Below are 22,064 nucleotides of genomic sequence, written 5' to 3'. Positions count from 1 at the left end.
ACGGTGAGAATATCAATGTTCCAAGCAATCTGAGCATGCTTGCATAATGTTGCACTCATTGGCAATGAATTTCTCACGGATTTCTGACAGAAAGAAGCTGGAAAATAAGGATTTCAGGCTAATATAAGGGAGCAAGTATAGAAATACTACAAGAAAAGTATGTACTTATTTACTCCAATCTGCACTGTATTGCTTTGACTAAAACAAACCTAGAAAAAGGAAGATAGGGAACTACAGAATAGTAAGAAAGATAACCGCATTTCCTTCGGTTTCCCTATTCTTCCCTGCTGTTCCCCACTGCTTTGCAGATTGGAAATAAGCGCATACTTTTGCACGCAGAAACATGCGATGAAAAGCAAATCGCAAAAGGAAAATATAAACAAAACAATATAACACTATGGGATATTTTATCATTACCGACAAACAATGGGCGATGCTTAGGGACGAAATCCTCGCTCTTGCCCAGACCTGCCATAAGGTATTTGGAGAATCGAGTAAGCACACAGATTGGCTGCACAATGGTGATGTGTGTAGGCTACTGGGCATCAGCAAGCGCACCTTACAGCATTACCGAGATACGGGCATGCTGCCGTTTGCACAAATCGGACACAAGTGCTATTATAAGCGTGAAGATGTGGAGCGGTTGTTACAGACAAAATCAGAGAAAACCAAGAGCAACAAATAGACAAACAATGAAAAGATGGAAACAATTAGAGATTTGAACATGGACACGGACGATATGCAGGTAGTGCTGTCCGCTATCCACTGTGTGAACAGGAGAATTAAGGAAGTGGCACAAACGCACAAGCCTCTATTTGGCGGTGAGCATTTCCTAACGGGCAAGGAGGTGTGCGAGCGGCTGTATATAAGCCCTCGCACCTTGCAAGACTATCGAGACAGAAAGATTATTCCCTACACGCAGTTTGCAGGGAAGATACTCTATAAGGTTTTGGACTTGGAAAGGCTACTGGAGAAGAATTTTAAGAAATACGAATAAAAACCGTCTTTAACAACTCGTTGGTTGAATTAATTTGTTCCGAAAGCGTATCGAGACCGTATTCGCACAATTGGACGACACACTGATGATGATACGCAATTATGCCAAGCAAACTCGCGGACTCTTTACAAGAACGGTATGCAAGATAGGTGCCATGACTTTTATGCAATATACAAGTTTTATCAATTATCGGCCTATCGGGCAAATTAAGTATGCTTTAATTTAATTCAACCAACAAGTTTTAATAGTGATGATTTGCATTAATTGTAATACTTGGTCAAAGTAAAAAAATGAAAACTTTATGTTTTTAGGCTTGCACTTTGGACACTTGGCACTTTAGCACATAGTTGCTACATATTATGGGCAAACTTCTTTTTATTTCCTTCACCTTTTCGATGACTTGCACAAAAAACCATAATGATAGACGATGGAAATTTGGGGAATTACATGCTATCATTATGGCTCTTTAGTTAGTTGGCATTTGTGGCCAGATTGTTATTTCAGAGTCCTAGCTGCATTCAGCACAGCAAGCACCGTTACACCAACATCAGCGAATACTGCCATCCACATGGTAGCCAGTCCGAAGAAAGCGAGGATGAGCACTGCTATTTTGATACCAACGGCAAACCAAGTGTTCTCCCTTGCGATGCGCAGTGTGCGTCGAGCCTGGCGGATAGCTACGGCTATCTTCGACGGCTTGTCGTCCATCAACATCACGTCGGCTGCTTCGATGGCGGCATCACTGCCCAGTCCGCCCATCGCAATGCCCACATCGGCACGTGCTAACACGGGAGCATCGTTGATGCCGTCGCCAACGAAGGCCATTGTCCCTTCTGCATTCTCTTTGAGAATTGTTTCCACTTGACTCACTTTGTCGCCTGGCAAGAGTTCAGCATGATATTCCGCAAGTCCAACGGTCTTAGCCACATCGACAGCCACTTCTTCCTTGTCGCCCGTGAGCATCACCAATCTCTTCACACCTTCTGCCTTGAGAGCATTTACCGCATCAGCGGCATCCTCCTTAATTTTGTCTGACACTACAATATGACCTGCATATTCTCCATCGATGGCAATGTGGAGAATGGTACCCACTTTTTCACAGGGTTGCCACTTTGCGCCCACGCTCTTCATCAAATTCGTATTACCCACACTTACCGACTTGCCATTTATACGAGCCATCACGCCCTGTCCAGCCGTCTCCACTATGTCCTTTACATCGCAGCCGTCGTTTTTGTCAGGAAAAGCCTTGCGAATGCTGAGGGCAATGGGGTGCGTGGAATATCGTTCCGCATGAGCAGCTAAGTGCAATAATTCATTGGGGGCAATATTTTCGGGATGAATAGCAGTAACGTCAAACACACCGTGTGTCATGGTGCCAGTCTTGTCAAAGGCAATCGTGCGCACCTTTGCCAATGTCTCCATATAGTTAGAGCCCTTAATGAGCACACCCTTTCGCGATGCTCCACCGATGCCTCCAAAGAAAGTGAGAGGCACGGAGATAACGAGAGCACAAGGGCATGACACTACAAGGAATGTGAGAGCGCGATAGATCCACACGCTCCACAACTGCTCATTGACGAGCAACGGTGGTATAACTGCCACCAACAAGGCAAGTACAACTACTATGGGCGTGTATATTTTGGCAAACTTGGTGATGAAGTTTTCGTTCTTCGACTTATTTTCTGTGGCATTTTCCACGAGGTTGAGCACCTTTGCCGCCGTGCTCTCGCCAAATGCCTTGGTTACTTTTGCTGTCACCACACCATTGAGATTTATACATCCTGACATGATTTCATCGGCAGGACGAATGGTACGCGGTACGCTCTCGCCTGTCAATGCAACTGTATTCAGACTTGATGCACCATCGATAACGATACCGTCCATCGGTACTTTCTCTCCTGGTCGAATTACAACGATGTCGCCCACCTTCACCTCTTCAGGATTCACGTCCACCAGCTCTTCACCACGCTTTACATGGGCGATGTCGGGACGGATGTCCATCAGCTGAGAGATACTCTTACGACTTCTACCCTCGGCAAAACTTTCAAAGAGTTCGCCCACTTGAAAGAAGAGCATCACAAACACCGCTTCAGTGAACTGTGGTTCTGCCCCCGGCATAAAACCGATGCAAAGGGCACCTAATGTAGCTATAGCCATGAGGAAGTCTTCGTCCATGCCCTTGCCATGTGCAATGTCCTCGGCAGCTTCCGTTAGCACGTCGTAGCCCACAACCAAGTAAGGCACAAGATAGACAAGCAATAGTTGCCATATCAGCAGGTTCATTGTCCGTTCTACCAATACCGATCCTGCTAAGAGTACACTAGCAGAGATTATCCTTATAAGTTTGTTTCTATTTTCCTTTTCCATAATTTCACAACTTCTACTTTTTTGCAAAGATTCCCTACATCTGATTTAAAAGATAATTTGCGCAGTCGCACCAATGTTCTTCTCATCGTATAAAGGGGCTACGAATACATCTTTGCGATTGCGTTTCTCTGTAAAAATCTTAGGATAGAGCCAATATATGCTCATAATCTGTGCCTCTACTGACAAGAGAGTACTGACCATGAGAAGAAACATCATAATAACCTGTTTCATTCTATCACACCATTGATAAACATATCGGGCAATAGCTTGGTAGCGGGGTGGTCAATGATACGGGCATGCACCGTGACCGACTTGGAATCGTTGTCGAAGACGGAGTTTATGTCGTAGATCTTGGCGCAGAAGGTCACCTCGGGGGCATTGGTGAGCGTCAGCTTCACCATCTGACCGATGCGCACCTTGGGCAAATCTTTCTCAAACATTTTCAGGTCGCAATGCAGGTTTACGTTGTTGACCACCGTCATGAGCGAAGTGGAGATGTCCACGAAGCTGCCCATACTGATTTTTATCTTCCCAACAATACCACTGATGGGAGATGTGACAGGAATGAGAGTGGTGAGCTTGCCTGCTGATATTGAAGGCGGATTCACGCCGAGCTGACTCAACTGACGTCCAATACCTACTACTTGCGCATTAGCAATAGCATAGGTCGACTCAGCCTGTTGCAAAGTTTTCAGCACACCTGCATCTTGTTTCATCAGCGCCTGCTGTCGGGCAAGTTCTGTTTTGGCTGCAGAAAGCTCATTTACAGCCGTGAGATACTGGCGTTGCAGTTCGACTATTTGTGTATTTTCTATATAAGCCACCACTTGACCGCGGCGCACTCTAATACCTTCCCTAGTTGTAATGCGCCGCACCACCCCACTTGCAATGGGAGAAACCTCTGCTTTGTTTTGTGGATCAAGTGCCAATGTTCCAGTCACACGCACAACATTAACAGTTTTACTTAAGTCGGGTGCTGGATCAGCATCAGCCTCCTCTTCACCTTCTTCTGTTTCCACTTTCTCGGAAGCAGCATTCTCTTCCTTGTCACTTTTCTTATCGTTACCACAGCTTATCACCATAACCATGGCAAGCAGTATCAGTAGATAAAATCCTATTTTTCTCATTTTCCTTGAAGATAATTCAGTTCAACAATAGCTTTATAATATTGGCGAGTAGCATCAGCAAAGTCTTTCCAAACCTCCAATGCACTCTGTAGGTTTTGCATTAACTCCACATAACCTATCTGTCCATATTCATAACTCACTTTAGAGATTCGTTCCATCTCGCGAGCTTGGGGCACTCCTATTTTTTGATAATAGTTGTAGGCTTTGTATGCCGACACATAGTTGTTATAGGCTGCATCGTAGCTTTTGCGGAGCACGTACTCCTGATTGCGCACGTTGAGTTGTGCCATCTCCACTTCCTTGCGAGTCGCCTTCACCCGCGCCTTTTGTGCACCGAATGCTAAGGGGATGTTCACTCCCACGGAGAAGCCCATGAAGTTGCCACCACCATACGCGCTGCGGTCAATGTTGTAGGGATTGAATCCCTTGATGACGGTCTGCACGCTGGCTCCTACAGAGAATGTGGGCAGTCCGTTGCGTTTCTCCAATTTCAGTTGTCGGTTGGCAACTTCTTCTTGACTCTTCGCTAAGGCGAGGAGGGGAACGTCTGCAATGGAATGGTCGGCAAATATGAGTTCATTAGTCGCTGTGGCAAGAGGTATTACCAGCGTATCGCTGTTGAGCCACTTCATCAACTGTAATTGGGCAGTGAGAAAGTCGCGCTGCGCAATGTCATTTTTGATATCGTTCTCCTGTTTCAGTCGGATTGCATTTATCTGCTCTAATCGTCCAGTCTCTCCAGCTCCGAGTTTAGCCTCTGCCACACGGTTGAAATTTTTATAGATACTGTCTTGACGGGCATAAATGTGTAACACGTCCTGTGCGTAGAGCAAGTCGTAGAAAGCCAAGCTCACCTCTCGTCGCAGCTCATTCTCGCTCACCGCCAATCGACTTTGGGCAGCGCTGGTTTCGGACTTGAGCAATGAGCGTCTGGCAGAATAAACACTGGGTAAAGCAAACGACTGACTCACCGTGATGGCATTGTCGGGACTTCCGCCACTGGTGGGGTCCTGAGAGAGCGACACGGATGTGGCATCCAGATGAAAAGCAGTACCTTGAAGGATACGGGTCTTATCCACCTCCATACGTGAGTTCTGCAATGTTAGGCTACGCTCGGCAGCCATTGCCAACACCTCTTGCAACGTCATCTGTCGGCTTTGTGCCGATACTAAGATGGGAAGAAAGAGGAATAGGCTGAAAATGATATATTGTTTCTTCATATCTATTTTGTCTTTGAAAAGATTTTGTACATAGAGGGCAACACCACAAGCGTGAGAATGGTGGCAATGAGCAGACCACCGATGACTACCGTGGCAAGAGGTCGCTGCACCTCAGCACCGTCGCCTGTCGAGATGGCCATGGGTAGGAAGCCGAGCGAAGCCACGAGTGCTGTCATCAGCACGGGGCGCAGACGTTCCATACAGCCGTTGATGATACAGCGATTGATGTCGGTGATACCCTTACGCTTGAACTCGTCGAGCTGGTTGATGAGCACAATACCGTTAAGCACCACAACGCCGAACAGGGCAATAAAGCCAACACCAGCAGAGATGCTGAAAGGTATGCCGCGCAACCATAGGGCGAGGATACCACCGATGGCTGCAAGCGGAATTTCGGTGAACACAATCAATATCTCACGCATGCTGCGCAGTGTGAAGAATAGGAGGAAGAGAATGATGATTAATGCAGCTGGTGCAGCAACCAAAAGACGTGCCTTTGCCTCCTTGAGATTCTTAAACTGTCCGCCGTAGGTATAATGATAGCCTGTTGGCAACTGCAATTCAATGTTCAACTTTTTCTCTATATCGGCAATGGTTGTCTCCACATCTCTGCCTCGCACGTTGAAGCCCACGTAGATGCGTCGTTGCCCCTCGTCGTGGGTAATCTGCGATGGTGTACTTACATATTTTATCTCTGCCACTTGCGACAAAGGTACGGTTCCTCCGCTTGGCACAGTGAGTAGTAGGTTCTGTAAGGTTTCAATCTTGTTGCGCATCTTCTCGTCCAAGCGCAACACGATGTCGAACTTCTTGTCTTCCTCGAAAATACTGCCTGCCGTTATTCCAGCGAAAGCTGATTCCAGTATGCTATTCGCTTCCTTGATGGATATTCCATAAGCCGATAGGCGACTACGATCGTAGATGACTTGTAACTGTGGCAGTCCCGATACACGCTCCATGATAGGCGTCCCGACACCCTCCACATTTTCTATTTTCTCTGCCACACGCTTAGCAATGTTTGCCAGCGAGTCGATGTTGTTGCCATAGATGTTGATGGCAACATCTTGCTTTACACCCGTAATGAGCTCGTTGGTACGCATCTGTATGGGTTGCGACATTTCCGCGCGCAATCCCTCTACCTCACTCATTGCCTCTTCCATCTTTTCAGAAAGTTCTGCCTGCGTTTTAGCACTCGTCCATTCACTCTTGGGCTTGAGTTGTATCATCATGTCGCCACGCTCCATAGGCATGGGGTCGGTGGGAATTTCTGAACTACCGATGCGCGTCACCACCTGTTTCACCTCGGGGAAACGCTTCTTCAGTATTTTCTCTGCCTCTGTGGTTTTGGCTATCATCCTCGACAGACTCGTGCCCTGTTTCATGCTTACTTCGGCGCAGAGGTCACCTTCTTCTAAATTGGGAATAAACTCGCCGCCCATACGCAAGAAGATAAATAAGGCTACGGCGAGTAGGGCAATACCTGTTGCCACGATGACTTTGCTGTGCTTAAGACTGACGCGTAGTAATGGCAAATAAACCTCACTGATACGATGCATCATACGATCAGAGAAATTCTTTCCATGCTCCGTTTTTCGTGATAGAAACAATGCACTGGCAGCAGGAACATACGTGAGCGATAGAATAAACGCTCCGAGAACGGCAAAGAATACTGTCATTGCCATCGGTCTGAACATTTTTCCTTCGATGCCTACCAATGTGAAGAGGGGCACGTAGACTGTCATGATAATAATTTCACCAAATGCTGCACTCTTACGTATTTTGTTGGCACCCATGCTTACCACATGATCCATATCGTCCTGCGAAAGTACACTTTTATTGATACTCTTGCCATAAGAGACTATATAGGTGGTGATACACTCCACGATGATGACTGCACCATCGACAATAATTCCAAAGTCGAGCGCACCAAGACTCATCAAGTTGCCTCCCACACCGAAAGCCTTCATCATACCGAAAGCAAAGAGCATGGCAAGCGGAATGACCGATGCTGCCACTAATCCTGCTCGGATATTGCCCAAAAATAGCATGAGTACAAATATCACAATAAGTAAACCCAGTACCAAGTTCTCGGTGATAGTGAACGTCACGCGGTCTACCAACTGCGTGCGGTCTATGAACGGTTCAATGACCAAGCCTTTGGGCAAGCTCTTCTGCACTTGGTTCATGCGTTCCTTTACGTTTTTGATGACTTGTTGGAAGTTCTCTCCCTTGAGCATCAGTGTGATACCACTCACCACTTCGCCTTCACCATTGCGTGTTACAGCTCCATAACGCATGGCCGAACCATATCGCACTTCTGCTACATCACTCACAAGCACAGGAATACTATTGACAGTCTTTACGGGAATTTGCCGGATATCATCCAACGTGCGCGCCAGTCCGATACCACGGATAAAATACTGATTGTTGCCTTGTTCTATATAACTGCCACCCGTATTCTCATTGTTACCTTCTATGGCTTTATAAAGATCGACCACCGTGAGACCGAATGAGGCAAGACGGTCAGGATTAATGGCTACTTCATATTGCTTTACATAGCCGCCCCATCCGTTCACCTCGGCCACACCTTCGGTACCAGCAAACTGCTTTCGTACAATCCAGTCTTGTACGGTACGGATGTCTGATAGAGAGAATTTTTTCTCATATCCTTTCTCTGGATGAATGGTGTATTGGTAAATCTCGCCGAGTCCAGTGGAGATAGGAGCCAAGCTCACCTTGCCTGCTCTGCGTGGAATCTCCTCCTCTGCCTCCTTCAGCTGTTGGCTCACCTGCTGACGCGCCCAGTAAATGTCCACATTGTCGCGAAATACGAGCGTCACAACGCTCAATCCGCTGCGACTGATACTTCTACGCTCCACAATGTCGGGAATGTTGGCAAAAGCCATTTCAAGTGGCGTGGTTACGTACTGCTCAACCTCCTCTGCGCCAAGCGTGGGAGCTTGAGTGATGACTTGTACCTGATTGTTGGTAATATCAGGTGTGGAATCAAATGGCAATTGGCCCAGTGACACGGCTCCCCATACTATAAGAAGCAATGTCATGATACCAATCACCAATTTGTTCTGTATGGAAAAATTGATGATTTTTTCAAACATGATGGATTAGCTATTAATATTTTATCAAAAAAGAACAAGGATAAAACATCAAAGCTATAGGTGGACGCCATACGCCCGCAGTATACGCCTGCAGAAGAACAGCCTCATAATGCACTATTTGCGGATTTGTTACAATAGCCGCAAATTTGGATAGTTGGAAAGAATCGTTAGTTACATATAAGGTGAAAGCATGCACTCTGGCATTTACACAGAAAGGTGAGCACGTACCAGCATCAAACTTCTGCATGCCGCTCTCGTAATTGTTGACAGAATGGAATTCTGCCACAGATTCTGTATGTTGAATTTGTGCATACACAACTTCCTTGCATTGACAGGGAATCACTGCCAACAAAAAGACGTAAATGCTCAGTATGTATGCTATCAATTTCATATTTGGCAACAAAGATACGAAATAACTTTTGAACTTAGTTGCAAAGATACGCTATGACGCACGAATAATTCCTAATAAATATTTTTATTACTTAAACGTCATCTGCCCAGTAAAGAAGATACTCCCAACTTCAAAACAAATATGGCATGCCTATTATCTAAATAAATTTCTCTGATTCGTTCACTATTATCAAGGTTATGCGTCCACTTAAAAAAATGATTTCTCCAAAAATCTCCTACTGATAATCGGTGGGTTGCGAACTTAAAAATCGAGTTCTTTGACTTTTAAAAGTGGACTCAGCTATTTTGCCTTGCATTCCACCGTACTTCAAAGTTATCGGCAAACTTGATAAGTTCAGTTTCTTTCTCTTCATGCCCGAGGGGTATACCATAGTTTTGACTTTATTCCACTATTAAAGAAAGCGTTTCCTTTCCGTTCATGGATAGGTAGTATGTAGTCATATCGTAGTAGTACATATAAACAACTACCAAATACAACATAATCCTTTTTCTTTCACTGTTTTATCCCTTTTGTAGTTATGTAGTAGGATAATATCGGTGAAAGAAAAGGATAGAGATAATTTAATGGTGTGTACTTCCAAAAAGGAATATCGGTGTTATGGTTGCGGACGGTCGTTGTAGCTCATGGATGATATACTTTCTGAAGAAATGGGCTTCTGTGCTATCCAACTGAAAGGACAAGGCAATGATGATTGGGAGGGGGTAAAGCGGTACATAGCCTACCAACTCGTTATCTCTGACTATTACCCTCTCACCTGCACTCCTTTCATCAGGGTACAGGTTGGGATTGTGAATTATCTCTTGAAGTCTATTATTGAGTTTCCTCCACGTTACACCGAAGAACCTCGCAAGTTCGCCCTCAGTCATGGCAATTTCTCCATTTCCTTTGCGGACTATTTGCATATTGCTGCCCCATTCATAATAACTGCGCTCTTTGTATTGAATGGATTTTACTTCTATCTGTGATTTGTTTTTTGTATTCATGCCGTTTCCTCCATTTTATAGATTGAAATATCTGAAGGTTCATAAACCTCTCTGACCGCATTCCACGGCTAAAAAACATATCCTTTCCGTTCATGGATCGGTAGTATGTAGTCATACCGTAGGTGCACATATAGTCATCTACCAACTACAACGTAATCCTTTCTCTTTCACCGTATTATCTTGTATTGTAGTGATGTAGTAAGATAACAGTGAAAGAAAAAGGATTGGTACATATTCAGCTATTGACACCCCTGTCATATATGATGATAGGAATGACAGAGTTCCTTGGACGCATCAACTCACTGCACACATGCTTTCTGAACAGATGGACTTCTACGCTGTCAAGCAAGAAGGAAAGGGCGATAATTGTAGGTAATGGGTAGAGCGGTGCGTAGCCCCTTACCTCCTTATCCGTGACTATTTTCCTTTCGTCTGCGCCCCTTTCTTCTGGATGCAGGACGGATTCTTCGGTTATCGTCCGAAGTCTGCCATTGACTTTTCTCCATGTAACTCCGAAGAACCTTGCAAGCTCGCCCTCGGTCATGGCTACTTCGCCTTTTCCCCTGCGGATAACCTGCATACCATTTCCCCACTCGAAGTAGCTGCGCCCCGTGTCCAGACGGATTTCAGCCTTGGTCTTTATTCCATCTTCCGTATTCATGCCGTTTCCTCCATGCTTTTGTTTCTGCTTGCGTTGACAATCGTCATTGCCCCTATGGTAATCGCTTCCGTTTCCATTGTATCGTTTTCTTTGTTCTTTTCCTGATGTTTGGCGATGAGTTTGTCCATGTCCTCGGAAATCTTGCAGTCCGTTACCTGTGCATAAATCTGTGTACTTGCAATTGATGTGTGTCCCATCATCTTGGCGATGCTTTCTATGGGAATACCTGCACTTAGACACATCGTTCCGAAGGTATGTCTTCCCATGTGATAGGACAGGCGTTGCTTGATACCACAAGCCTTGCCTACGATGCTTAGCTTCGCTGCTAACACACTTCTGCTGCAACAGGGCTGAAAGATAAGGCGATTATCCATATCCGTGTTATTGCCTTCTTCTTTCACCGCTTTTAGTTGCCTTTGCTGCTCAATAATCGTCTTGGCTATGGGATGTAACGGCACTATAAATTCTACTTTTGTTTTCTGACGTTCCTTTCTTATATACATCTGTCCGTCCGCTGCGCTCTTGATATGCCCAAACGTCAAGTGTTCCATATCCGTAATGGCTAAACCTGTGAAGCAGGAGAAGATAAACATCTGTCTGGCAAGCTCGGCATCACTATCACATATCTTCATAGCCATCAGTTTTTTCACATCACTCTTACTAAGAAAGCGGATAGCCTTTTCCACCTTTTCATATTCTGCATGCTCAAATGGATTATAACGAATGATGCGCTGGCTTACCGCACGGAACATCAAACGGCTCAGCCAACAAAGATAATTGTTGATAGAAGAACCTTTCAACCCTTTCTTTTTAAGAAAGAAGCGGTATTCTTCAAACAGTTCCTCCGTTATACTTCGGATTTCTATATCCGTACTACCTAAGTCCTTTATAAACTCGCACAGCATCCTGTTAGCATAGCAAAGGTTAGTGTATGTACCTTCTGCCTTAGACTTGCCCACACCTTCCTTTACCGATTGTAGTTCTGTATTGCTTAGCTCCAACAAAGTGGTGGGAGAAGTTGCTATGCCTTGCAATCTGTTTTTAAGCAGTTCAGCACTTACCACTCCGTCTTTTAGGAGCAGTTCCTGATAGGTCTTTTCTACTTGTTCTCTGAATGCTTGCAGGCGAAGGTTTGTTTTCTTATCTGTAGTTATTCCTTGCTTGGCATTCCACTCCGCAGGCTTACATTCTTCGTTTGTAGTAATGACAGAGTTCTTGCCATCTATCGTGATACGGCAGAGTATGGAGGTCAGACCATTTGCTTTGGTCTTTTGTCTGTTGATATAAAACAGTGTCTTGAATGTACTTCTAATCATGATTTTAGTTTTAATACTACTATTGCTAAATACTCATCTGCATATCCTCCGTGAAAGAAAGGAAACGCTCAAACTCCAAAAACAGTTTCTGTGGTGTAACCTTTGCGTACCGTTCGGTCATACTCACGTTGCTATGCCCCAACATCTTGCTCACCGTTTCTATCGGCACTCCCTGCTCAAGTGTGATGAGCGTGGCAAAGGTATGTCTTGCCGTATGCGTGGTAAAGGGAAAGGCTATGCCGATTCTTAGGCGCAATGCTTTAAGATACGATTGATAGGTGGCATATTTCATCTGTGGCAATAGGCTTTCCCTTTCATCGCTCTTGTACTTCTCTATTATCCTGATGGCTTCGGGCAACAACTTGATACGGCAAAGTACGCCTGTCTTCTGCCTGTTGAACTTCAGCCAAAGACTTCCCTCATCATCACGGACAAGATGCAATCTGCTTAACTCCATCAAATCGCAATAGGCTGCACCCGTATGGCAAGCAAAGACAAACAAGTCCCTTGCGGTTTCCATTTCCTCCTCTAACTCTTCAAACTGTATCTTCATTAGTTTGTCAAGCGAACACCTATCAAGAGCTTTGGGTAGCTTCTTATCTCCTCTTACTATTTTTGCATTAGCAAACAACAAGGTGTCAGCCAATCCCTCACGGTATGCCAACCTACATACGGTTTTTATTTGGGAAGCTGCACCATAGAAACTGCTCTCTTGAAAACCTAATGTCCCCAAGAAAAAATCTCTAAAATCATAAATAAAGTTTTCAGATAGTTGTGAGAAAGCTAAATCCTCTACCTTATATTTCTCTTCGATGAATGTGCAAAGATTGCTTCGTGTAGAGTGATAATTAGATAGCGTATCTTTCTTAATATCTATTCCAACGTGTTCTTCTTTCTCCCTGATAAGCCTATCAAGGCGTTCTATAAGCATACACCGAGATTGTACGCTCCCTTGAAACTGCTCCTTGATGTCCGTGGCAGTAAATGCCTGTCCTTTGGACAGCAATGTTTGATAAGCGGACTGAATGGAAAGTACTAAACTATCCAGCTTTCCGTTCACTTCCACCGCCTCACGGCTCTTGCCCCTCATTCTACTTTCACGAGGACTCCACAAATCTATATCACAAGATAGCTTGCAACTAAACTGTACTATACTCCTTCCAAGTGTGATACGTCCCATAATGGGAGCTTTACCCTGCTTATCCTTTCCGCTCTTTTTGAGGTAGAGCAACACCTTCATCTTTTCTGTTTTCATACGCTTTAATTTTTATGGGCAAAGTTACCCAAATTAAAGCGTTCCTCACTTATGCAGAAAACTGCCGACCAAAGCAACAAACACACGAGAGAAACAATTTCAGTTACCTACATCTGCATTTAGTTACCTACTTCAAATCTTGGTAATGATTTAGTAACTGAACTTCTGCTTAAATCCGCACTTTCCTGCCTTTTACAAATAGAGCAGTTTTATGCAAATTGCCTCGTTTCTACCTCATTACCAATTAGTTTGCATATCTTTCGATATTTCTTCATTTTCCTTGATTAGTTACATTTAAATAGCTATGTTATTACACCCTAAAAGCAATGTTTTTACCAACCAAAAGCATTGATATTACACTGCAAAAGTTATCCTTTTACCAATCAACAGAAAAGAAGTATTTAAGGATAGCCTATCTTTTAATAGATATTTTCAATTGGGGTTATTTAATGTAACTACTACTTTTGTGATATGCTATTACGCTTTCTACAATTAGTTACAAACATATTACAAACGAAAAAAAACAAATATTAAAATGAAAACAAACAGATTATTTATCAAAGTATTATTCTTAACTTTGTGTTTATCAACTTTTTGTGTCTCATGTACCAGTAGAACCAAAACAACTGATCATAAAACAATGAACAATAACGCTGAAATATACTTAGCAGGTGGATGTTTCTGGGGAACAGAACATTATCTGAAACAAATTAATGGGGTCGTAAAAACAGAAGTAGGCTATGCAAATGGTAATATAAAGAACCCTACTTATAGAGATGTTTGCACTGACGCAACAGGCTTTGCAGAGGCTGTTCGTGTGGAATATAACCCCGAAGTACTACCTCTTTCACTCCTACTTCAATTGTATTTCGAGAGTATCGACCCTACATCGGTTAATCAACAAGGAAACGATAGAGGCTCACAATACCGAACAGGTGTGTATTATACTAACAAAGAAGATCTGCCTTTGATTAGAGCAGAGCTAACAAAACTAGAAGGACAATACTCTGATTATCTTGCTGTTGAGGTACTTCCTTTGAGTAATTTCTACACTGCAGAGGAATATCATCAGAATTATCTCGATAAAAATCCTACAGGTTATTGTCACCTTCCTAAAACTCTTTTCGAACATGCACGCAAAGCAAATGATTCAACTGCTAAGCCTATGCAATTTAAGAAAGCAACAACTGAGGAGTTAAAGAGTAAACTCACTGCCCTACAATATGAGGTGACACAACACGAAGCCACTGAAAGACCATTCGATAACGAATATAATAAGGAATTTAGACCTGGCATTTATGTAGACATAACCACTGGTGAACCTTTGTTTTTAAGTAGCGATAAGTTTGAATCAGGCTGTGGTTGGCCTGCATTTTCAAAGCCAATCGACAATCACTTACTTAACATTAGCACCGACACATCACACGGAATGATTCGTAGTGAGGTAAAAAGTAAAAAGGGAAACGCCCATCTTGGACATGTTTTTGAAGATGGTCCTACGGAAACAGGTGGTCTTAGATATTGCATCAATAGTGCTTCTTTACGCTTTATCCCTAAAGAAGATATGGAAAAAGAGGGATATGGAGCTTATATTAAGCTAATAACTCCAGCAAAACCACATCACCACTAATTTATAAAAGAGTGACTATTCGGTTTAAGAGAAAGTTAAAAGAGGCTGACTTTTAAATGATTACGAAAAGAATGATAACATTTCGTACAACGAAAGGATAAAAATATATTTCATTATGTCATTAAAAGAACTATTAGAGTTTCGTCGTGCGGTGAGAAGTTACGACTCTTCGAAAGAGATTAACACAGAGACCGTGAAGCAATGCATTGAGTTAGCCACCCTAGCTCCAACGAGTTCGAACCTTCAATTATGGGAAGCTTATCATGTAATAGATAAAGATTGTTTAAAGAAAATAAGTAAAGCATGTTTCGAACAGTCTGCTGCTAGAACAGCAAAACAGGTTGTTGTATTCGTAACAAAGCAGGGTTTGCATCGCAATCACGCTCAACAAGTATTAGCTTTTGAACGTGAGAACATTAAAAGAAACAGTCCTTTAGAACGCCAAGAACCACGAATTAAGCGAATGGAGTTATACTATAATAAGGTGATGCCTTTCCTTTATGGTCGTTTTTTCGGCTTATTGGGTCTTTTTAGAAAAACTCTTGCACAAACAATAGGACTCTTTCGCCCCATAGTTCGCCAAGTTTCAGAGGGGGAAATGAAAGCCGTTGTACATAAGAGTTGCGCTTTAGCGGTGCAAACATTTATGATTGCAATGGCAGAAGCAGGCTACGACACTTGTCCTTTAGAGGGTTTTGATAGCAAACTCATCAAAAAAGCACTTCGTCTACCTTATGATTGTCAAATAAATATGGTGATTACATGTGGTATTAGAAATGACCATGGGGTACGTGGTGACCGCTGTCGTATTCCATTTGAAGAGGTTTATCATTCTGTATAAGATGATTTATTTATATAGAAGATAATTATCATCTCCTTGTTTGAGATACTTGAAAAACAGATTCACACAGACTCTATAGAAAGTTTTATATTTTATATATTTCAATCAAAAACAATCCTTCATTAAGATTTAATGATACAATTCAGTCTTATCATAGATATGTCTAAAATAATAATCGTATAAAATAAATTAATAAAAGTAGCTCATTAATATTATAAAACCTTATTTATTACTTTGTTCTTCATCCTATTTTAAGTATCTTTGCAGGCATAATTAACATAATAAAGTTATGACAACATTAGAAGGTAACAATACAGAAGAAAAGAAAACTTTAAGTTTTGTAGAACAATTGATTGAACAAGACCTTGCAGAAGGTAAGAACGGAGGTAGAATTCAAACCCGTTTTCCACCAGAACCAAATGGTTATCTTCATATAGGACACGCCAAAGCGATTTGTATGGACTTTGGTGCTGCAGAGAAATATAAAGGAATTTGCAACCTTAGATTTGATGACACTAACCCAAGTAAAGAGAATAATGAATATGTAGACAATATTCTTAATGATATTAAATGGTTAGGTTTTAAATGGGAAAACATTTATTATGCATCAGATTATTTCGATAAATTATGGGACTTTGCAGAATGGCTCATCAATAAAGGCCTTGCTTATATTGATGAACAAAGCGCAGAAGAAATAGCAAAACAAAAGGGAACTCCAACAACTCCTGGAGTTAATTCTCCTTATAGAGACCGCCCTATTGAAGAGAGTTTAACTCTTTTTAGAGCTATGAACACTCCTGAAGCAGTTGAAGGTAGCATGGTACTACGTGCTAAACTCGACATGGCGAACTCTAACATGCACTTCCGAGATCCTATTATTTATCGTATAATACATACTCCACACCATAGAACTGGAACAAAATGGAATGCATATCCAATGTATGATTTTGCACACGGACAAAGTGATTACTTTGAAGGTGTAACTCATTCAATATGTACTCTTGAGTTTGTTCCTCATCGTCCATTATACGATAAACTTGTTGATTTCTTAAAGGAGAAAGATAATCAAATGGACAATCTACATGATAATCGTCCTCGACAGATTGAGTTTAACCGCTTGAACCTCACCTATACAATGATGAGTAAGCGTAAACTTCTTGCTTTAGTCGAAGAAAATCTAGTATCAGGATGGGACGATCCACGTATGCCTACATTGTGTGGAATGCGTAGAAGAGGATATTCTCCTGAAAGTATCCGTAACTTTATTGATTCAATTGGATATACTAAGTTCGACGCTCTCAATGACATGGCACTATTAGAAGCAGCTGTTAGAGATGATTTGAATAAGAAATCAATTCGTGTTTCTGCTGTACTCAATCCTGTAAAACTAGTTATCACAAACTATCCTGAAGGTGAAATAGAACAATTAGAGGCTGTTGATAATCCTGAAGACGAGAATAGTAAGACTCACACTATTGCCTTCTCTAAGAACTTATGGATTGAAAAAGAAGACTTTATGGAAGATGCTCCAAAGAAATTCTTCCGTATGTCACCAGGCAAAGAGGTACGTTTAAAGAATGCTTATATCGTTAAATGCACTGGATGTACAAAGGATGCTGAAGGCAATATCATTGAAATTCAAGCAGAATACGACCCAACAAGCAAGAGTGGACTTGAGGGAGCGAATCGCAAAGTAAAAGGAACTCTACACTGGGTGTCTGCTGATCAATGCAAAAAAGCAGAGGTAAGAATCTACGATAGATTATTTAATGTGGAAAATCCATCAGCAGATGAGAGAGACTTCAGAGAGCTATTGAACCCAGAAAGTAAGACTGTTCTAAACAACTGCTATATCGAAGATTATGCAGCAGATATGCAACCAGGACAATATTTGCAGTTCCAAAGAATTGGATACTTTATGAAAGACCTCGATTCTACAAACGAACAACCAATTTTTAACAAAACTGTTGGTTTGAAAGACACATGGGCTAAACAAAATAAAGGATAAGAGATAATGGATTGGTTCATAAGTATAATAGACCAAATAAGGAACTTTCCAGAGCTACTTAACACACTTTTAGAGCATTTAAATTATGGAACCATCTTTTTTTTAATGCTTCTTGAAAGTACAGTTATCCCTGTTCCATCAGAGTTTGTTGTGTCTCCTGCAGCCTATAAAGCTGCTTCTGGAGAGCTAAACGTATGGCTCGTGATCTTATTCTCAACTCTTGGAGCAAATGTAGGTGCATCAATTAACTACCTTGCAGGTTACTATTTAGGTAGACCAGTTATCTATCGCTTTGCTAATAGCAAGTGGGGAAAGATGGGTTTGCTAAACCAAGAGAAGGTAGAAAAAAGCGAAAAGTATTTTGAAAAGAATGGAAAAGCAGCCACAATAACAGGTCGTTTAATCCCAGGAATTAGACACTTGATATCTATTCCTGCAGGACTTGCACGAATGAACTATTGGAAGTTCTTGCTTTATACAACCATTGGAGCAACTGCTTGGCACTCTATTTTAGCAGCAATGGGCTGGTATCTTCATTCAATAGTACCACAAGCACAACTTCATGAGAAGATAATGGAATACGGAGAGTATATCAAATTTATCATTCTTGGTTTCATTGCTATTGCAATTATCTTCTTTTTAGTAAAAAATACACTAAAGAATAAGAAAAAGAAACATAGTTAGTGTAAGTAAAGAATAAATTGATTCTATATAACAGCGTATTAGACCATTATCTATTCTTCAATACATTAAAAATAAGTCGATCATATTGAATTCTTAATATGACCGACTTATTTTATTAAGCAAAGGTGTCATGTATATTAAGTAGTTGAAAACCTTTGGTTTTCTTATAATATCCATGACACCTTATATTAACATTGGTATTCGTTATTTATACTCTTCCCAGCTCTTAATATCAATATCCGATAAAGAAAGAGTGCAGAATGCATGAATAAATGCACTTGCCAAACGAGAATTGGTTATGAGCGGAATGTTAAGATCTATCGCTGCACGACGAATAGCATAACCATTTGTTAGCTCATGAACTGTTAAGTCTTTTGGCATATTGATCACCATGTCTATTTGTTTCTCACGAAGAAGGTCTAAAACTTGTGGTGCTTGTCCCTCTTCTGATGGCCAATAAACTCGTGTATTGTTAACACCATTTTCTAGAAGATACTTACTTGTTCCCGAAGTAGCATAAATTTCATATCCTTTTTGAACAAGCATACGAGCTGCATCAAGCATTTCTGCCTTTTGTTTTGCTCCTCCGTTCGACATAAGAATTGTTTTCTTAGGAATACGCATACCCACACTTAGCATACTCTTCATAAGTGCTTGGTTAGTATCATCACCCAAACAGCCTACCTCTCCGGTTGAAGCCATGTCTACACCGAGCACAGGGTCAGCCTTTTGAAGTCTGTTAAATGAGAATTGAGATGCCTTTATTCCAACGTAGTCGATATCGAATAGGTTCTTATTTGGCTTCTCTACTGGTAATCCTAACATCACCTTTGTAGCCAAATCAATAAGATTCATCTTCAATACCTTACTTACAAATGGGAATGAACGAGATGCTCTTAGATTACACTCAATAACAAGGATATCATTATCTCGTGCCATAAACTGAATATTGAAAGGACCATTGATGTGCAATGCTTCTGCAATTTGACGACTAATACGTTTAATTCGTCTCATTGTTTCAACATAAAGTTTTTGTGGTGGGAATTGAATTGTAGCATCACCTGAGTGTACTCCAGCAAATTCGATATGCTCTGAAATTGCATAAGCTAACACTTCACCATTTCGAGCCACACCATCCATCTCTATTTCTTTAGCATATTCGATAAATTTACTTACCACAACAGGGTGGTCTTCCGACACGTTTGCAGCAAGTTTCAAGAATTTTTCTAATTCATCTCTATTTGAACATACATTCATTGCTGCACCTGAAAGCACGTAAGAAGGACGAACCAACACTGGGAATCCTACTCTATCCACAAACTGGTCGATATCTTCCATTGTTGTAAGAGCACTCCATTCAGGCTGATTAATTCCATTTTGTGTTAACATTGATGAGAACTTAGCTCTGTCTTCAGCATTATCAATATCACGAGCTGCTGTTCCTAAAATTGGAACGTGTTGTTCGTCGAGCTTAATTGCTAAGTTGTTAGGAATCTGTCCACCTGTAGATACAACCACTCCATGTGGTGCTTCTAAGTCGATGATGTCCATTACACGTTCGAAAGTCAATTCATCGAAGTATAATCGGTCGCACATGTCATAGTCGGTAGAAACAGTTTCAGGGTTATAGTTGATCATAATTGATCTATAACCTTCTTTTCTAATGGTGTTAAGAGCTTGCACTCCGCACCAGTCAAATTCAACACTACTACCAATTCTGTATGCTCCTGAACCTAAAACAATTATCGAACGTTTATCGTTAATAAATTCGATATCGTTTTGAACTCCTGCGTATGTAAGATATAAATAATTGGTTTGAGCTGGATATTCGGCTGCAAGTGTGTCTATTTGTTTAACTACAGGCAAGATTCCAAACGACTTTCTGAGATTTCTTACAGCAAGAGATGCTTTGTGCATACTTCCTAATTCTTTTTCAAGTCCTACGGCTCTTGCAATTTGGAAGTCTGTAAATCCGTAAACCTTAGCCTCTTTTAGTAATGCTTTATCAATTACATTTACACTTGTGCAAGCTCGTAAACGCTCATCAATATCAATGATATTCCTTAATTTAGACAAGAACCAACGATCGATTTTTGTAAGGTCGTGAATCTGATCAATAGTATAACCACGATGCATTGCCTTTGAGATAATGAAGATTCGCTTATCTGTTGGTTCTCTTAAAGCTTTGTCTATATCATTGATTTCTAATTCTTTATTCTCAACGAAGCCGTGCATTCCCTGTCCAATCATGCGCAATCCCTTTTGTATTGCTTCTTCGAAATTGCGACCAATAGCCATCACCTCACCCACAGACTTCATGCTTGAGCCAAGTTCTTTGTCTACTCCATGGAACTTACTTAAGTCCCAACGTGGTATTTTACATACTACATAGTCTAGTGCAGGTTCAAAGAATGCACTGGTTGTTTTGGTTACTGAGTTCTTTAACTCAAACAAACCATAACCCATACCTAATTTAGCTGCAACGAAAGCAAGTGGATATCCTGTTGCTTTTGAAGCCAAAGCAGAAGAACGACTCAAGCGTGCATTCACTTCAATAACACGATAATCTTCGCTAACAGGGTCGAAAGCATACTGCACGTTACACTCTCCAACAATACCAATATGACGTATAATCTTTATAGAAAGAGCTCTTAGCTTATGATATTCGCTATTGGTTAGGGTTTGAGAAGGAGCAACTACGATACTTTCTCCTGTGTGAATACCAAGAGGATCGAAGTTTTCCATGTTACAAACAGTGATACAATTATCGTATCTGTCACGCACTACTTCGTATTCTACTTCCTTCCAACCTTTCAAACTCTTTTCAACAAGAACTTGAGGAGAGAACGAAAAAGCTTTCTCTGCAAGTGTATTAAGTTCTTCTTCGTTGTCACAAAAACCACTACCAAGACCTCCTAAGGCATAAGCAGCACGGATAATAACAGGATAGCCCAATTCTTTTGCTGCCTTACGAGCGTGTTCTATGGTTTCACAAGCTTCACTCTTAATGGTCTTTACATTAATTTCATTTAGCTTGTTTACGAATATTTCTCGGTCTTCTGTATCGATGATAGCTTGTACAGGAGTTCCTAAAACTTGTACGTTATATTTCTCTAATACTCCCGATTTAAATAGTTCTACACCACAGTTGAGAGCTGTTTGTCCACCAAAAGAGAGTAGAATACCATCTGGACGCTCTTTTTCTATTACTCGTTCTACGAAGTATGGCTGAACAGGTAAGAAATAAATATGGTCTGCAACACCTTCAGATGTTTGAACTGTTGCAATATTTGGATTGATAAGAATTGTTTCAATTCCCTCTTCTCTCAATGCTTTTAAGGCTTGTGAACCTGAATAATCAAACTCACCAGCTTCACCAATCTTTAATGCTCCTGAACCTAATAGAAGAACTTTCTTTATATTATCGTATTTCATTGTAAATCGTTT

At 41.6% G+C, this 22,064-nt stretch carries 16 protein-coding genes and 1 pseudogene; 7 read left to right on the top strand and 10 right to left on the bottom strand.

The window, feature by feature from the left end; all coding sequences use genetic code 11:
- The first annotated feature begins 397 nt into the window (after positions 1-397).
- From HMPREF0669_RS02045 to HMPREF0669_RS10405, 3 genes and pseudogenes are all read left to right on the top strand, one after another.
- On the top strand, positions 398-685 hold the full coding sequence (locus tag HMPREF0669_RS02045) for a helix-turn-helix domain-containing protein (protein ID WP_009229098.1): 288 nt from the start codon (positions 398-400) through the stop codon (positions 683-685).
- Positions 686-700: 15 nt separating this feature from the next.
- Positions 701-997 (top strand): helix-turn-helix domain-containing protein, encoded by a 297-nt coding sequence (locus tag HMPREF0669_RS02040; protein WP_020967940.1) that lies wholly within the window; start codon positions 701-703, stop codon positions 995-997.
- Positions 998-1,037: 40 nt separating this feature from the next.
- Positions 1,038-1,223, top strand: a pseudogene (locus HMPREF0669_RS10405) (IS982 family transposase); the annotation flags it as partial.
- Positions 1,224-1,492: 269 nt separating this feature from the next.
- On the opposite strand, the gene HMPREF0669_RS02035 reads toward HMPREF0669_RS10405, so the two are convergent.
- The 9 genes from HMPREF0669_RS02035 to HMPREF0669_RS01990 all read right to left on the bottom strand — a co-directional run bounded on the left by HMPREF0669_RS02035 (position 1,493) and on the right by HMPREF0669_RS01990 (position 13,454).
- Complete coding sequence (locus tag HMPREF0669_RS02035; protein WP_009228731.1) at positions 1,493-3,364, bottom strand: heavy metal translocating P-type ATPase; 1,872 nt, start codon at positions 3,362-3,364, stop codon at positions 1,493-1,495.
- A 45-nt stretch (positions 3,365-3,409) separates the two neighbouring features.
- Positions 3,410-3,595 carry a hypothetical protein gene (locus tag HMPREF0669_RS02030; RefSeq protein WP_044045481.1) on the bottom strand — a complete coding sequence of 62 codons (186 nt, stop codon included), beginning with the start codon at positions 3,593-3,595 and terminating at the stop codon, positions 3,410-3,412.
- A complete protein-coding gene (locus tag HMPREF0669_RS02025; protein WP_009228732.1) occupies positions 3,592-4,491 on the bottom strand; it encodes an efflux RND transporter periplasmic adaptor subunit in 900 nt (299 codons plus the stop codon). Before HMPREF0669_RS02025 ends, HMPREF0669_RS02030 begins: the two co-directional genes overlap by 4 nt.
- Entirely contained in the window at positions 4,488-5,711 is a 1,224-nt protein-coding gene (locus HMPREF0669_RS02020) for a TolC family protein (RefSeq protein WP_025829755.1), read from the bottom strand. The genes HMPREF0669_RS02025 and HMPREF0669_RS02020 overlap by 4 nt, the downstream gene beginning before the upstream one ends.
- A gap of 2 nt (positions 5,712-5,713) precedes the next feature.
- Positions 5,714-8,827, bottom strand: coding sequence for an efflux RND transporter permease subunit (locus HMPREF0669_RS02015; RefSeq protein ID WP_009228733.1), 3,114 nt, complete (start codon positions 8,825-8,827; stop codon positions 5,714-5,716).
- A gap of 972 nt (positions 8,828-9,799) precedes the next feature.
- Positions 9,800-10,222, bottom strand: coding sequence for a hypothetical protein (locus tag HMPREF0669_RS02005; RefSeq protein WP_009228734.1), 423 nt, complete (start codon positions 10,220-10,222; stop codon positions 9,800-9,802).
- Positions 10,223-10,457: 235 nt separating this feature from the next.
- Entirely contained in the window at positions 10,458-10,883 is a 426-nt protein-coding gene (locus tag HMPREF0669_RS02000; protein WP_009228735.1) for a hypothetical protein, read from the bottom strand.
- The gene (locus tag HMPREF0669_RS01995) at positions 10,880-12,199 is read right to left on the bottom strand and encodes a site-specific integrase (protein WP_009228736.1); all 1,320 of its coding nucleotides are present in this window, start codon (positions 12,197-12,199) and stop codon (positions 10,880-10,882) included. Before HMPREF0669_RS01995 ends, HMPREF0669_RS02000 begins: the two co-directional genes overlap by 4 nt.
- A 25-nt stretch (positions 12,200-12,224) precedes the next feature.
- On the bottom strand, positions 12,225-13,454 hold the full coding sequence (locus HMPREF0669_RS01990; protein WP_020967939.1) for a site-specific integrase: 1,230 nt from the start codon (positions 13,452-13,454) through the stop codon (positions 12,225-12,227).
- Positions 13,455-13,989: 535 nt separating this feature from the next.
- Between HMPREF0669_RS01990 and msrB the strand changes: the two genes are divergently transcribed.
- The 4 genes from msrB (at position 13,990) to HMPREF0669_RS01970 (ending at position 18,617) form a co-directional block, all read left to right on the top strand.
- Positions 13,990-15,084 carry a peptide-methionine (R)-S-oxide reductase MsrB gene (gene msrB, locus HMPREF0669_RS01985; protein WP_009228737.1) on the top strand — a complete coding sequence of 365 codons (1,095 nt, stop codon included), beginning with the start codon at positions 13,990-13,992 and terminating at the stop codon, positions 15,082-15,084.
- Positions 15,085-15,199: 115 nt separating this feature from the next.
- Positions 15,200-15,925 carry a nitroreductase family protein gene (locus HMPREF0669_RS01980; RefSeq protein ID WP_009228738.1) on the top strand — a complete coding sequence of 242 codons (726 nt, stop codon included), beginning with the start codon at positions 15,200-15,202 and terminating at the stop codon, positions 15,923-15,925.
- Positions 15,926-16,214: 289 nt separating this feature from the next.
- Positions 16,215-17,933, top strand: coding sequence for a glutamine--tRNA ligase/YqeY domain fusion protein (locus HMPREF0669_RS01975; protein ID WP_009228739.1), 1,719 nt, complete (start codon positions 16,215-16,217; stop codon positions 17,931-17,933).
- Positions 17,934-17,939: 6 nt separating this feature from the next.
- Positions 17,940-18,617: a DedA family protein gene (locus tag HMPREF0669_RS01970; protein WP_009228740.1), complete on the top strand. Its 678-nt coding sequence runs from the start codon at positions 17,940-17,942 to the stop codon at positions 18,615-18,617.
- Positions 18,618-18,821: 204 nt separating this feature from the next.
- Here HMPREF0669_RS01970 and carB read toward each other — a convergent pair whose 3' ends face one another.
- Complete coding sequence (gene carB, locus HMPREF0669_RS01965) at positions 18,822-22,052, bottom strand: carbamoyl-phosphate synthase (glutamine-hydrolyzing) large subunit (protein WP_009228741.1); 3,231 nt, start codon at positions 22,050-22,052, stop codon at positions 18,822-18,824.
- Between the last annotated feature and the right edge of the window lie 12 nt (positions 22,053-22,064).

Origin of the sequence: Prevotella sp. oral taxon 299 str. F0039 (assembly GCF_000163055.2) — a bacterium.
Lineage (GTDB): Bacteria > Bacteroidota > Bacteroidia > Bacteroidales > Bacteroidaceae > Prevotella.
The sequence above is the reverse complement of the archived record's forward strand: the minus strand, read 5'-3'. Positions and strand labels throughout refer to the sequence as shown.

Coding starts and splice junctions, on each gene's coding strand:
- HMPREF0669_RS02045 (WP_009229098.1), top strand. CDS start 398: ATGGGATATTTTATCATTACCGACAAACAATGGGCGATGCTTAGGGAC.
- HMPREF0669_RS02040 (WP_020967940.1), top strand. CDS start 701: ATGGAAACAATTAGAGATTTGAACATGGACACGGACGATATGCAGGTA.
- HMPREF0669_RS02035 (WP_009228731.1), bottom strand. CDS start 3,364: ATGGAAAAGGAAAATAGAAACAAACTTATAAGGATAATCTCTGCTAGT.
- HMPREF0669_RS02030 (WP_044045481.1), bottom strand. CDS start 3,595: ATGAAACAGGTTATTATGATGTTTCTTCTCATGGTCAGTACTCTCTTG.
- HMPREF0669_RS02025 (WP_009228732.1), bottom strand. CDS start 4,491: ATGAGAAAAATAGGATTTTATCTACTGATACTGCTTGCCATGGTTATG.
- HMPREF0669_RS02020 (WP_025829755.1), bottom strand. CDS start 5,711: ATGAAGAAACAATATATCATTTTCAGCCTATTCCTCTTTCTTCCCATC.
- HMPREF0669_RS02015 (WP_009228733.1), bottom strand. CDS start 8,827: ATGTTTGAAAAAATCATCAATTTTTCCATACAGAACAAATTGGTGATT.
- HMPREF0669_RS02005 (WP_009228734.1), bottom strand. CDS start 10,222: ATGAATACAAAAAACAAATCACAGATAGAAGTAAAATCCATTCAATAC.
- HMPREF0669_RS02000 (WP_009228735.1), bottom strand. CDS start 10,883: ATGAATACGGAAGATGGAATAAAGACCAAGGCTGAAATCCGTCTGGAC.
- HMPREF0669_RS01995 (WP_009228736.1), bottom strand. CDS start 12,199: ATGATTAGAAGTACATTCAAGACACTGTTTTATATCAACAGACAAAAG.
- HMPREF0669_RS01990 (WP_020967939.1), bottom strand. CDS start 13,454: ATGAAAACAGAAAAGATGAAGGTGTTGCTCTACCTCAAAAAGAGCGGA.
- msrB (WP_009228737.1), top strand. CDS start 13,990: ATGAAAACAAACAGATTATTTATCAAAGTATTATTCTTAACTTTGTGT.
- HMPREF0669_RS01980 (WP_009228738.1), top strand. CDS start 15,200: ATGTCATTAAAAGAACTATTAGAGTTTCGTCGTGCGGTGAGAAGTTAC.
- HMPREF0669_RS01975 (WP_009228739.1), top strand. CDS start 16,215: ATGACAACATTAGAAGGTAACAATACAGAAGAAAAGAAAACTTTAAGT.
- HMPREF0669_RS01970 (WP_009228740.1), top strand. CDS start 17,940: ATGGATTGGTTCATAAGTATAATAGACCAAATAAGGAACTTTCCAGAG.
- carB (WP_009228741.1), bottom strand. CDS start 22,052: ATGAAATACGATAATATAAAGAAAGTTCTTCTATTAGGTTCAGGAGCA.